Annotated in this window: 9 protein-coding genes; all 9 read right to left on the bottom strand. The window is 60.6% G+C overall.

The window, feature by feature from the left end:
- Positions 1–2: 2 nt before the first annotated feature.
- Positions 3–4,448, bottom strand: coding sequence for a glutamate synthase large subunit (gltB, locus tag FBY12_RS19635; protein ID WP_145255102.1), 4,446 nt, complete (start codon positions 4,446–4,448; stop codon positions 3–5).
- 350 nt (positions 4,449–4,798) lie between these two features.
- Entirely contained in the window at positions 4,799–6,394 is a 1,596-nt protein-coding gene (locus tag FBY12_RS19625; protein ID WP_145255099.1) for an AAA family ATPase, read from the bottom strand.
- Between the two features lie 10 nt (positions 6,395–6,404).
- A complete protein-coding gene (gene aroB, locus FBY12_RS19620) occupies positions 6,405–7,505 on the bottom strand; it encodes a 3-dehydroquinate synthase (protein ID WP_145255567.1) in 1,101 nt (366 codons plus the stop codon).
- A 166-nt stretch (positions 7,506–7,671) separates the two neighbouring features.
- On the bottom strand, positions 7,672–8,190 hold the full coding sequence (gene aroK, locus FBY12_RS19615; RefSeq protein ID WP_121731583.1) for a shikimate kinase AroK: 519 nt from the start codon (positions 8,188–8,190) through the stop codon (positions 7,672–7,674).
- Between the two features lie 4 nt (positions 8,191–8,194).
- Positions 8,195–10,303 carry a type IV pilus secretin PilQ gene (gene pilQ / locus FBY12_RS19610; RefSeq protein ID WP_145255096.1) on the bottom strand — a complete coding sequence of 703 codons (2,109 nt, stop codon included), beginning with the start codon at positions 10,301–10,303 and terminating at the stop codon, positions 8,195–8,197.
- A 13-nt stretch (positions 10,304–10,316) separates the two neighbouring features.
- A complete protein-coding gene (locus FBY12_RS19605; RefSeq protein ID WP_101207719.1) occupies positions 10,317–10,844 on the bottom strand; it encodes a pilus assembly protein PilP in 528 nt (175 codons plus the stop codon).
- Positions 10,841–11,464, bottom strand: a complete 624-nt coding sequence (gene pilO, locus FBY12_RS19600; protein WP_092274480.1) for a type 4a pilus biogenesis protein PilO — start codon at positions 11,462–11,464, stop codon at positions 10,841–10,843. The genes FBY12_RS19605 and pilO overlap by 4 nt, the downstream gene beginning before the upstream one ends.
- Entirely contained in the window at positions 11,461–12,027 is a 567-nt protein-coding gene (locus tag FBY12_RS19595; protein WP_101207720.1) for a PilN domain-containing protein, read from the bottom strand. The genes pilO and FBY12_RS19595 overlap by 4 nt, the downstream gene beginning before the upstream one ends.
- A complete protein-coding gene (locus tag FBY12_RS19590; RefSeq protein WP_145255093.1) occupies positions 12,027–13,091 on the bottom strand; it encodes a pilus assembly protein PilM in 1,065 nt (354 codons plus the stop codon). Before FBY12_RS19590 ends, FBY12_RS19595 begins: the two co-directional genes overlap by 1 nt.
- Positions 13,092–13,202 lie beyond the last annotated feature (111 nt).

The raw sequence follows: 13,202 nt of genomic DNA, 5'->3' as shown, positions 1-13,202 counted from the left end.
TATCACTGCGGGTTGGCACGGGTGCTGGAAAGCAACGATTTCAGGTTGGCAGCCTTGGGCTTGACCAGCCAGAAACGGCGCAGATAGTCATCGAGGTTTTCAGCGAGGTTACGACCCCATTCGCTGTCGGTTTCCGCGACGTATTCGTCCAGCACGCGTTGCAGGTGGCTGCGATAGGCTTCCATCGCTTCGCCGCTGATCCGCTGGATTTCCACCAGTTCGTGGTTGACCCGGTCAACGAAGGTGTTGTCCTGGTCGAGCACGTAGGCGAAACCGCCGGTCATGCCTGAGCCGAAGTTGTAACCGGTCTTGCCCAGCACGCAGACAAAACCACCGGTCATGTATTCGCAGCAGTGATCGCCCGTGCCTTCCACGACAGTGTGCGCACCCGAGTTACGCACGGCGAAACGCTCGCCCGCAGTGCCGGCAGCGAACAGCTTGCCGCCAGTGGCGCCGTACAGGCAGGTGTTACCGATGATCGCGCTGTCCTGGGTCCTGTAGACGCTGCCCTTCGGCGGAACGATGACCAGTTTGCCGCCGGTCATGCCTTTGCCGACGTAATCGTTGGCATCGCCTTCCAGATACATGTTCAAGCCGCCGGCGTTCCACACACCGAAGCTCTGACCGGCCGTGCCTTTGAAGCGGAAGGTGATCGGCGCGCTCGCCATGCCTTGGTTGCCGTGCTTGCGCGCGATTTCGCCGGAGATCCGTGCGCCAATCGAACGGTCGCAGTTGCAGATATCCAGTTCGAACTCGGTGCCGCTCTTGTCGTTGATCGCCGAGGTGGCCATGTCGACCATTTTTTCGGCGAGCAGACCCTTGTCGAACGGCGGGTTGCGGTCAACCTGGCAGAACTGCGGTTTGTCGGCCGGGATGTGATCGCTGCCCAACAATGGCGTCAGATCGAGGTGCTGCTGCTTGGCAGTCTGGCCTTCGAGGATGTCCAGCAGATCGGTACGACCGATCAGCTCTTCAAGGGAACGCACGCCCAGTTTCGCCAGCCACTCGCGGGTTTCTTCGGCGACGTAGGTGAAGAAATTCACCACCATGTCGACGGTGCCGATGTAGTGATCCTTGCGCAGCTTCTCGTTCTGCGTCGCAACGCCGGTGGCGCAGTTGTTCAGGTGGCAGATGCGCAGGTATTTGCAGCCCAAAGCGATCATTGGCGCGGTGCCGAAGCCGAAGCTTTCAGCGCCGAGGATCGCAGCCTTGATCACGTCGAGGCCGGTTTTCAGGCCGCCGTCGGTTTGTACCCGGACCTTGCCGCGCAGATCGTTGCCGCGCAGGGTCTGGTGAGTTTCGGCGAGGCCGAGTTCCCATGGGGCGCCAGCGTATTTGATCGAGGTCAGCGGCGATGCGCCGGTGCCGCCGTCGTAGCCGGAAATGGTGATCAAGTCCGCGTAGGCCTTGGCCACACCGGCAGCGATGGTGCCGACGCCTGCTTCGGCAACCAGCTTCACCGAGACCAGCGCTTTCGGGTTGACTTGTTTCAAGTCGAAAATCAGCTGCGACAAGTCTTCAATCGAGTAGATGTCGTGATGCGGCGGCGGCGAAATCAGGGTCACGCCCGGCACGGCATAACGCAGCTTGGCGATCAGCCCGTTGACCTTGCCACCCGGCAACTGACCACCTTCGCCGGGCTTGGCGCCCTGCGCGACTTTGATCTGCAGCACTTCAGCGTTGACCAGGTATTCCGGAGTCACCCCGAAACGGCCAGTCGCAACCTGCTTGATTTTCGAGCTCTTGATGGTGCCGTAGCGCGCCGGGTCTTCACCACCTTCGCCGGAGTTGGAACGCGCACCGAGGCGGTTCATCGCTTCGGCGAGGGCTTCGTGAGCCTCGGGCGACAACGCGCCCAAAGAGATGCCGGCGGAGTCGAAGCGCTTGAGCACCGATTCCAGTGGTTCGATCTCGCTGATGTCCAGCGCCGTGTCCAAGGTCTTCACTTTGAACAAGTCACGGATCATCGACACTGGGCGGTTGTCCACCAGCGCCGTGTATTCCTTGAATTTGCTGTAGTCGCCTTGCTGCACTGCGGCTTGCAGCATGCTGACGACGTCCGGGTTGTAGGCGTGATATTCGCCACCGTGCACAAACTTCAGCAAACCGCCCTGCTGGATGGGCTTGCGCGGGCTCCAGGCTTCTGCGGCGAGGGCTTTCTGTTCGGCTTCGATGTCGACGAAACGCGCACCCTTGATGCGGCTCGGCACACCACGGAAGCTCAGTTCGCAGACTTCTTCGGACAGGCCGATGGCTTCGAACAACTGCGCACCGCGGTACGAAGTGATGGTCGAAATGCCCATCTTCGAGAGGATCTTCAGCAGACCTTTGGTGATGCCTTTGCGGTAGTTCTTGAACACCTCATAGAGGTCGCCCAGCACTTCACCGGTACGGATCAGGTCGCCCAGTACTTCGTAGGCCAGGAACGGATAAACCGCCGAGGCGCCGAAACCGATGAGCACCGCAAAGTGATGCGGGTCACGGGCGGTAGCGGTTTCAACGAGAATGTTGGAGTCGCAACGCAGGCCTTTTTCGGTCAGGCGGTGGTGCACCGCGCCGGTCGCCAGCGAAGCGTGGATCGGCAACTTGCCCGGAGCAATGTGACGGTCACTCAATACAACCTGGGTACGACCGGAACGCACGGCTTCTTCAGCCTGATCGGCCACGTTGCGGATGGCCGCTTCGAGGCCGACGCTTTCGTCGTAGTTGAGGTCGATGATCGCGCGCTCGAAACCCGGACGCTCCAGGTTCATCAGCGAGCGCCACTTGGCCGGGGAAATGACCGGCGAGCTGAGGATCACGCGCGAGGCGTGTTCCGGCGATTCTTCGAAGATGTTGCGCTCGGCACCGAGGCAGATCTCCAGCGACATGACGATGGCTTCACGCAGCGGGTCGATCGGCGGGTTGGTGACCTGCGCGAACTGCTGGCGGAAGTAATCGTACGGCGTGCGCACACGCTGCGAGAGCACGGCCATCGGCGTGTCGTCGCCCATCGAACCGACGGCTTCGTAGCCTTGCTCGCCGAGCGGACGCAGCACCTGATCACGCTCTTCGAACGTGACCTGATACATCTTCATGTACTGCTTGAGTTGGTCAACGTCGTAGAACGCCGAGCCGTGGTCGTTATCTTCCATGGTCGCCTGGATGCGCAGGGCATTCTTGCGCAGCCATTGCTTGTACGGGTGACGCGACTTCAAGCGGTTGTCGATCGCATCGGTGTCGAGGATCTGCCCGGTTTCGGTGTCCACCGCAAAGATCTGCCCCGGACCTACGCGACCCTTGGCGATAACGTCTTCAGGCTGGTAGTTCCAGACACCGATTTCCGAGGCCAGAGTGATGAAACCGTTGGTGGTGGTGACCCAACGCGCCGGACGCAGACCGTTACGGTCGAGCAGGCACACGGCGTAGCGACCGTCGGTCATTACTACGCCGGCCGGGCCGTCCCACGGTTCCATGTGCATCGAGTTGTACTCGTAGAACGCACGCAGATCCGGGTCCATGGTTTCGACGTTCTGCCACGCTGGCGGAATGATCATGCGCACGCCACGGAAAAGGTCGATGCCACCGGTGACCATCAGTTCGAGCATGTTGTCCATGCTCGACGAGTCGGAACCGACGCGGTTGACCAGCGGGCCGAGTTCTTCCAGGTCCATCAGATCGTTAGTGAACTTGGTGCGCCGGGCCACAGCCCAGTTGCGGTTACCGGTGATCGTGTTGATTTCGCCGTTGTGCGCGAGGAAGCGGAACGGCTGCGCCAGCGGCCATTTCGGCAAGGTGTTGGTGGAGAAGCGCTGGTGGAACACGCAAATCGAGGTTTGCAGGCGCTCGTCGCTAAGGTCTGGATAGAAGGCGGACAGGTCCGCCGGCATCATCAGGCCTTTATAGATGATGGTTTTGTGCGAAAAGCTGCAGATGTAGTGGTCGGTGTCGGCGGCGTTGGCCACGGACGAGCGACGACGCGAGCTGAACAGTTTGATCGCCATGTCCTGATCGCTCAGGCCTTCACCGCCGATGTACACCTGCTCGATCTGCGGCAGGCGCTCAAGGGCCAGGCGGCCGAGGACGCTGGTGTCGATTGGCACTTTGCGCCAGCCAACGAGGGTCAGGCCGGCAGCGAGGATCTCGCGGTTCATGTTCTCGCGAGCGGCCTCGGCTTTCACCGGGTCCTGATTGAAGAAGACCATGCCCACGGCGTACTGCTTGGGCAGTTCGACGCCGAAGGTTTCCTGGGCAATGGCTCGCAGGAACACATCGGGCTTTTGAATCAGCAAGCCGCAACCGTCACCGGTCTTGCCGTCGGCGTTGATCCCACCGCGGTGGGTCATGCAGGTCAGGGCCTCGATGGCCGTTTGCAAAAGGGTATGACTGGGCTCGCCCTGCATGTGGGCTATCAGGCCGAAACCGCAGTTATCCTTGAATTCATCTGGTTGGTACAGACCTGCTTTCATAGACACTTTCTCACCAGGCTGCTTCTTTTCGAAGCAAATTTCTTTTCAATTCAACCACTTGCGATCCGCGCCGAACGTTCGTCGGCTTAGCGGGGGCAAAAGGGTGGTCATTGTACACAGCGACACAGACGCTCACAAATTTGACGACGAACTGTCGCAAATCTATGTCGCATTTGTGAAAGGTTTAAAGCGATCTGCTGTGCTAGTCAAAACTTTTTTAATTTTGACCGCAACGACTCAAAGACTACTGTGACGCAGACACCACAAGGCACGCGGTCTGTAGAGACGGCGCGCACTTGCAGAAATTTTGAGGTGCTTGGAGAGGCGGCCTGGGTAAGGCCGCCGAATCTTCAGCGAGTTGTTGCCAGTTCCTGTTGGACGCTGGCGACAGTGCGAGGCCAAGGTTTACCAGCCTGAACCTTCGCTGGCAAGGCCTTGATGGCGGTCAGGGCTGCATCGCGGTTGGCGAAGCTGCCGTAGGTGATGACGTAAAGCGGTTTGCCGTTCAGCACTTTCTTGAAATAACGGTACTCGCCGCCCTGCTCCTTGACGAAGCTTTGCGCAGCGGCTTCAGAGCTGGTGCCGAGAATCTGCACTACGTAATTGCTCGTCGGCTGACCGCCGTACCAGCCTGCGCCAGCAGCCTTGGCCACGGTGACCGGCTTCTCGGCAGGTTTGGCAGCAACGGCAGGTTTGGCCGGCGCTGGCGCCGGTTTTGCCGCTGGCGCCGGGGCAGGCTTGGCGGTTGCGATCTGGGTCGGTGCCGGCGCTGGAGCCGGTTTGGCCGCTGGCGCCGGGGTCGGTGCCGGGCCTGGCTGAATGCCGGCCGGTGGCGCCGAGGTGGTCACGGTTGGCGGCGTCGCGCTGGAGCCTTCGACCGGCACGCCGTCGTCGCCTTCAGTGATGCCGCCAGCCGCTTCGGCCAGAGGGCTGCGCATGACCGGCTGCTGCTGGCCGACCAGCGGCAGCGGCATTGGCTGGGTGTTACCGGCGAACTCGACGGCAGGCGCGCCGCCAGCAGCGTTCGGTTGCGGCGTGCCCAACGGCAGTTGTGCCTGCTCGTTGACAGGAGCGCCGGTGGTCGGTGTCTTGTTGCGGCCCGGCATCAACCAGGCGGCGGCTACCGCGACCACGACGACGGCGGAAATCGCCAATACGTGTTTCTTCGGCATGTTGAACCCCATACTTGGACGCTTCACCGCTGTGCGGCTGGCAATCATTGCTTCGATCATCGCATCGCGGGCAACCTGGTTGATGTTGCCAGGCCAGCCGTCGGAGCTTTCGTGAATATCAGAGATCTGATCTGCGGTAAAAAGTTCGATACCGCGGCCGGCGCCTTCAAGACGCTGATCGAGGTATTCGCGGGTTTCTTCTTCGGTGTACGGCTGCAGTTCGATGACGTGAAAGCGCTCTTCCTCGAGGTTCAAAGCCTCAAGTTGCGCAATCAGCGACGACTCGCCGAACAGGAACACGTGCGGGCGACCTTCAGGTGCGCCAGCGGCCAGCGCCATCAAGGCTTCGAGCGAGGACTCGTCGAGCTGCTCGGCGTCGTCCACCAGCAAATAGACTTCCTGCCCGGTGAGTGCCAATTGCACCACTTGAGCGAGGATCGCGCCGATCTCCGGCTGAGCAACGTTCAACGCCTGCGCGACCTGACGCAACACGCCCGCCGCGTCACCGGCGCCACGGGCGGAAACCACCACGCTTTGCACCGATTGCTTGTTGGTGCTGGCCACCAGAGCCTGGCGCAACAGCGTCTTGCCGCTGCCTTGCGGGCCAGTCACAACGAGCAGCAACTGGCTGTAACGCGCCAGATGATGCAGTTGACCCAGCACTGGTTTGCGCTGGGCCGGGAAGAATTTGAAGCCAGGCACCCGTGGCGCAAAAGGGTCATGGCTTAACTGGAAATGGCCGAGGAAAGCCTCGTCGGCATGCAAACTAGTCATCGGGATCTTATTAACCTTTAAGCTGAGCCAGGGCGCGGTAATCCGCTCCCAGCGTGGCCTGTAGAACCTCTTTCGGATAATCGTCGGTCACCACCGCTTCGCCCATGCGGCGCAGCAGCACCAGGCGCAAACGACCGTCGATCACTTTCTTGTCAATTGCCATGTGTTCGAGAAAATCGGCTTCTGTCATCTCTTCCGGCGGCACCACCGGCAGGCCGGCGCGCTGGAACAGGCGGATGCCGCGCTCGCGTTCCCGCTCGCTGATCCAGCCGAGACGTGCGGACATTTCCAGCGCCATTACGGTGCCAGCAGCGACCGCTTCACCGTGTAACCACACACCATAGCCCATGTGGGTTTCGATGGCGTGGCCGAAAGTGTGGCCCAGGTTCAACGTGGCGCGAACCCCGGTTTCCTTTTCGTCGGCGCCGACCACTTCAGCCTTGGCTTCGCAGGAGCGCTTGATCGCGTAGGTCAGCGCCACTTGGTCGAGCGCACGCAGGCGCTCGACGTTTTCTTCAAGCCAGGTAAGGAACGGCTCGTCGCAGATCAAACCGTATTTGATGACTTCGGCCAGGCCCGCAGAGAGCTCGCGAGCCGGCAAGGTATTGAGGGTTGCGGTGTCGATCAGCACGACATTCGGCTGATAGAAGGCGCCGACCATGTTTTTGCCCAGCGGATGGTTGATCCCGGTTTTGCCGCCGACCGACGAATCGACCTGCGACAGCAACGTAGTCGGTACCTGAACGAAGTCGACGCCGCGCTGGTAGCACGCAGCAGCAAAACCGGCCATATCACCAATCACACCGCCGCCGAGGGCGATCACCGTGGTGCGGCGGTCGTGCCGTGCGGTCAGCAGACCGTCGAAAATCAGTTGCAGGGTTTGCCAGTTCTTGAACGACTCGCCGTCCGGCAACACCACGGACACCACCGAAAACTGCGCGAGGCTTTTGCTCAAGCGTTCGAGATAGAGCGGCGCCACGGTCTCGTTGGAGATGATAGCCACTTGCCGTCCGCGAATATGCGGGGCCAGCAACTCAGGCTGATCCAACAAACCTTCGCCAATATGAATCGGGTAGCTGCGCTCGCCTAGATCGACCTTGAGTGTCTGCATGTGTCCCCACAGTGAAGATGGAATCAGGCGTCCTGCCTTGAATAATCCAATGTGCCGGTAACCAAATGAGCCGGGCGTCTGCTGGTGTGACGCCGCTTGCCAGCCATCCGCCACAACCTTTGCGGCCATGACAGGACGCCGAGGATAGCGCATTTCGCGCCGCGCTTTAACGGGGAGGAAGTTGCTGCAAGCGGTCGAGAATGTCGAGGACGACCATTCGCGGCGGCCGCTCATCGGTTTCCACCACCAGATCGGCGATTTCCCGATAAAGCGGATCGCGCAGGGTCAGCAGATCACGCAGGGTTTTCGCCGGATCGGCGGTGCGCAATAACGGACGATTGCGATCACGAGAGGTGCGGCCGACTTGTTGCTCGACCGAGGCGTGCAGGTAAACCACCCGTCCGCCGGCATACAGGGCCCGACGATTGGCTTCACGCATCACCGCGCCGCCACCGGTCGCCAGCACCACGCCGTCGCAGGCACACAGCTCTTCGATCATCGCTTGCTCGCGATCACGAAAGCCGGGCTCGCCTTCCTTATCGAAGATCCACGGGATATTGGCGCCGGTTCGCAATTCAATTTCCTTGTCGGAATCTTTGAATGGCAGGCGCAGCTCTTTGGCCAGCAAACGGCCGATGGTGCTTTTTCCAGCGCCCATCGGTCCTACAAGAATCAAATTTCGCACAGAATCAATGACTCACAGCAATCGCCTGGTTGTTCATGATACGCGGAGTGAGAAATACCAGCAGCTCGGATTTTTTCTCCGAAACCACGTCACGCCGGAAAAGGCGGCCAAGATACGGCACATCGCCGAGAAATGGCACCTTATCTACAACCTTGCTTTGAGTATTTGAGAAAACCCCACCGATGACGATGGTCTCGCCGTCATTGACCAACACCTTGGCGTTGACCTCGTTTTTCTTGATCGGCGGTACGTCCTGCACTTTGTTCAGGTAATCCGGTTCGTCCTTGGTGACCTTGACCTCCATGATGATGCGGTTGTCCGGGGTGATTTGCGGCGTCACCTCCAGCGACAGCGAAGCCTCCTTGAACGACACCGATGTCGCACCGCTAGAGCTGGCTTCCTGATAGGGGATTTCCGTGCCTTTGAGGATTTTCGCGGTTTCCTTGTCGGACGTGACGACCTTGGGCTGCGAAACGATTTCGCCGTTGCCGGTCTTCTCCATCGCGGTCAGCTCCAGATCGAGCAACACGTTGTCGGTGATGAACGCGATGCCGAGCCCGGAGGTATTGGCCGCTGTGCCCATGTCGACGAACGGCGAGTTGGTGCTGGTGCTGCCCGGCGTGCCAATCGTCGTCGAACCGTTGGCGCCGCTGCTGACACCCGAAGCGTTCCAGTTACCCTTGTTCTGGATCGAACCACCCCAGCGCACGCCGAGGCTCTTGTCGTAGTCGACGTTGGCTTCGACGATTCGCGCCTCGATCATCACTTGGCGCACCGGAATATCCAGTTGCGCGACGATCCGGCGCAGCTCGTCGAGGCGATCCTGAGTCTGGTAGGCAATGATGTTGTTGGTGCGCTCATCAACAGTGATCGAACCGCGCTCGTCGATTTTCGCTTCGGCGCTGGTCACCGACTGGAACAGTTTGGCGATGTCCGCAGCCTTGGCATAGTTGACCTGCAACAGCTCGCGACGCAGCGGCGCCAGTTCGGCGATCTGCTTCTGCGACTCCAGTTCCTGACGTTCACGGGCGGCGATTTCATCCGCTGGCGCGACCAGCAGGACGTTGCCGATCATGCGTTTATCCAGGCCTTTGGTTTTCAGCACCAGATGCAGCGCCTGATCCCACGGCACGTTTTGCAGGCGCAAGGTAATGCCGCCCTGCACCGTGTCGCTGGCCACCAGATTGAGGTTGGTGAAGTCGGCGATCAGTTGCAGCACCGAGCGCACATCAATGTCCTGAAAATTCAGCGAGAGCTTTTCGCCGGTGTAGGCAAACCGGTCGGCGTTGCGCTTGTGCAAATCGTCGGCGGTCATCGGGCGGATGCTGACGGTCAGCTTGTTGTCGGTCTGGTAGGTCGAGTATTCGTAAGCACCGCTGGGCTCGACGGTGATCATCGCGCGGTCACCGGTCGCGGTGGCGTTGACGAACTGCACCGGCGTGGCGAAATCCTTGACGTCGAGGCGCACGCGCAGCGGTTCCGGCAGTTGCGTGCGGGCGAAACCAAGGATGATCTTGCCGTCGCGTTCCTGAATGTCCGGCGCAATTGAAGGGTCCGACAGGTCGATCACGACGTTGCCTTCACCCTGCGTGCCGCGCTGGAAATCGACGCCACGAATAGTTTTGCCGACCGCCGCGAAGGTTTTCGTCGGCGCCGGATTGGCTCTGGCGGTGCGCGGCGCGCTGGCAGCCGTAGCAGGCTTGGGTGCCGCCGTTCTGGACGCTGCCGGTTGCGCACCTTGGCCGACCACCACGAACAAATTGTTGCCCTCGACTCTGGCGCTGTACGGCGTCAGCTCAGTCAAGTTGATGATCAGCCGCGTGCGGTCCTTGGCTTCGACCACCGTGGCGCTGCGGGCATTGCCGCCGCCGAGATCGCGGTTTTTGCTCGCCAGTTTGCTGACCACGCCCGGCAGGTCGAGCGCGATGCGCGCCGGCGATTCGGTGGTGTAGCCGTGGGGCGCGGGCGGCGGGCCATCGAAGCTCAACTTCAACTCGATGCGGTCACCCGGCAGCGCAGCGACATCCAGCGCATTGAGGTTGGCCGCCATGACCATCGGCGATAACAGCGCTATCCATAGCGAAATACCGAGGGTTGAGAAAATCCTGTTCATTATTCGAGTTCCACTATGAGTGCTCTTTCAAAGGGATGGTCCGCGGCCGTTCCAGCCAGGCGCCTTCGCCGTCAGGAACGATTTCGACCACATCGACTTGCGAGCCGCTGATGGCGACGATCCGTCCATCGTTACGCCCCAGGTAATCGCCGACTTTCAACCGATGCACCCCGCCCGCCCCGCGCAGCAGGGCAAAGGAGCCGTTGGCATTGGAGATTGTGCCGACCATTTCAAACTGCTCGATGTTGAAACCTTCGAGGTACTGCTTGACCCGGTTGGGGTCGGGTTTGACGTTGCGCGAACCGTGCTTCTGCCCGGCCATGTCGATCCTGACCTGGCGCGAAAACGGGCTGCGCAGGTTGGCCGCGCTGTAAGTGAATGTGGGGTAGGACCGGAATGTCGGGGTTGGTTCAATCTTGCCCGGCGGTCGCAGGCGCACTTCATTGAGATAAGCATCGAGGTCGCTGAAGTCGTTTTCGCCGCTGCAGCCGGCCAGACCGATCAGTAAAACGCCCAGGGACAAACCACGAAACGGGGTCATTTCTGCAACCCCTTGTCGTTGTAGCGATAGGTCTTGGCGAGGATGCTCATGCGCAGCTTGGTGCCGCCATCGGGGCTGGCCGGCGCGAGGTCGAAGTCATGCAGAGTGACGATGCGCGGCAGCCCGGCCACGCCGCTGACGAACGTCGCGAGGTCGTGATAGGCGCCGGTGACGGTGATCTGGATCGGCAACTCGATGTAGAACTGCTGGGTGACTTCCGGCAGCAACTTGATCTCTTCGAATTCCAGGCCACTGCCCAGCCCCGTGCGCGTGATGTCTTCCAGCAAGCCCGGCACTTCGGTGTCGCTGGGTAACTGGCGCAGCAGCACGCCGAAGGAATTTTCCATTTCCTTCATCTGCTGCGTGTAAAGCTCCAGGTTGGCCGCCAGGCTGGCCTTGCTGGCGAACTGCTCCTTGAGCGTGGTTTCTTCCTCGCGCTTGAGATCGAGCTCGTTTTCCAGGTCGCTGATGTAGAAGTTGTAACCGAGCCCCAGCACCAGAACCATCAGCAGAATGCCCGCCGCAGCCTTGATGGCCGGCGGCCAGGAGCCGATGTTGTTGGTGTCCAGGTCGTTGATGTCGATCTTGCGCAGGCCTTCAAACCATTCCGACGGGCTCATTTGGCAGCCTCCATCGTCGCCGGTTGCGTCTGACGCACGGTCAACTGGAACACGTTGGCCTGATCGAGCTGACCGGCGGTCGTCGCTTTGACTTCGGTGAGGCTCGGCGCATCGAACCAGTCCGACGCATCGAGGTTGCGCATCAGCTCCGAAACCTTGTTGTTCGACTCGGCAGCGCCCGTGACGGATAGGGTTTTGCCATCCATTTTCACTTCGGTGAAATACACGCCGTCCGGCAGCGTGCGCGCCAGTTGGTCGAAGATTCGTCCGCTGATCTGCCGGTTGCCTTGCAGGTCCTGGATGATGCGCATGCGCTCGACCAGTTGCTGGCGACGCGCCTTGAGTTCGCTGATTTGCTTGATCCGCTCATCGACCACCGCAATCTGTTTGCCGAGGTAGTCATTGCGCGCCAGTTGCCGATTGATGCTGTTGCCGATGACTTGATCGGTGATCAGCACCAGGCCGATCGAGCCGACCACCACGCCAATCAACACCAGCAGAAAGCGTTTGCGGCGCTCTTCGCGCAGTTCTTCGCGCCACGGTAAAAGGTTGATCCGCGCCATCAGTCGAAACTCCTGAGGGCCAGACCGCAGGCAATCATCAGCGCCGGGGCATCGCTGGCGAGGGCGCCGGCATTGACCTTGCTGCTGAGCGCCATGTCGGCGAAGGGATTGGCGACCTGGGTCGGCGTGCTCAGGCGTTGCTCGATCAACCGGTCAAGTCCGGGCACCGACGCAGTGCCGCCGGCCAGCAGGATATGGTCGACCGCGTTGTACTGGCCGGACGCAAAGAAAAACTGCAATGAACGCGACACTTGCTGCACCAGTGCTTCGCGGAACGGTTGCAGGACTTCGCTGACGTAATCGTCCGGCAAACCGCCCTGTTTCTTTGCCAGACCGGCCTGCTCGGTGGTCAAGCCATACCGGCGCTGGATTTCCTCGGTGAGCTGGCGGCCGCCGAATAATTGTTCGCGGGTATAAATGATCCGCCCGTTGTGCAGCACGCTCAGGGTGGTCATGGTCGCGCCGATGTCCACCACGGCAACGGTCGAGCGCTCCGGATTCACCGCCATTTGCGTGGCCAGCAGGCCAAATGAGCGCTCCAGCGCGTAGGCCTCGACATCGACCACTTTCGCGGTCAGCCCGGCGAGGGCCAGCGCAGCCTCTCGGACTTCGACGTTTTCTTTTCGACAGGCGGCTAGTAGCACATTGACGCGTTCGGGGTTGCGCGCCGAGAGGCTCTGCACTTCGAAGTCGATGGCAACTTCATCCAGCGGGTAAGGAATGTATTGGTCGGCTTCGATTTTGAGCTGGTTTTCCATCTCGTCGTCGGAGAGCCCGGCGTCCATTTCGATGGTCTTGGTGATCACCGCCGAACCGGCCACAGCGACTGCGACGTTGCGGATGCCGGTGCGGGCCTTGAGCAGCACACGCGACAGCGCCTGGCCCACGCCTTCGAGCTCGGCGATGTTTTTTTCGATCACCGCGCTGGCCGGCAAAGGCTCCACCGCGTAGGCCTCGACCCGGTAGCGGTCGCCCTGACGGCTGAGCTCCAGAAGCTTCACCGACGTCGAGCTGATGTCGATCCCCAGAAGCGTTCTGGTCTTTTTATTGAAGAGTCCTAGCACTACCAATTCCCTATGACTATCCGTGAGTTACGGACTCTGTAATGTGCATTGCGTTCAATCACCACGTCTTGACAGAAGCGCCCATGACGCCCCCGGCGGAAAAATGCTTAT

This window comes from Pseudomonas sp. SJZ131, from assembly GCF_007828705.1.
GTDB classification, from domain to species: domain Bacteria; phylum Pseudomonadota; class Gammaproteobacteria; order Pseudomonadales; family Pseudomonadaceae; genus Aquipseudomonas; species Aquipseudomonas prosekii.
This window is presented reverse-complemented; position numbering and strand designations above follow the sequence as displayed.

Bases quoted from the DNA above. Each gene is read 5' to 3' on its own strand.
- gltB (WP_145255102.1), bottom strand. From the start codon at position 4,448: ATGAAAGCAGGTCTGTACCAACCAGATGAATTCAAGGATAACTGCGGT.
- FBY12_RS19625 (WP_145255099.1), bottom strand. From the start codon at position 6,394: ATGACTAGTTTGCATGCCGACGAGGCTTTCCTCGGCCATTTCCAGTTA.
- aroB (WP_145255567.1), bottom strand. From the start codon at position 7,505: ATGCAGACACTCAAGGTCGATCTAGGCGAGCGCAGCTACCCGATTCAT.
- pilQ (WP_145255096.1), bottom strand. From the start codon at position 10,303: ATGAACAGGATTTTCTCAACCCTCGGTATTTCGCTATGGATAGCGCTG.
- FBY12_RS19605 (WP_101207719.1), bottom strand. From the start codon at position 10,844: ATGACCCCGTTTCGTGGTTTGTCCCTGGGCGTTTTACTGATCGGTCTG.
- pilO (WP_092274480.1), bottom strand. From the start codon at position 11,464: ATGAGCCCGTCGGAATGGTTTGAAGGCCTGCGCAAGATCGACATCAAC.
- FBY12_RS19595 (WP_101207720.1), bottom strand. From the start codon at position 12,027: ATGGCGCGGATCAACCTTTTACCGTGGCGCGAAGAACTGCGCGAAGAG.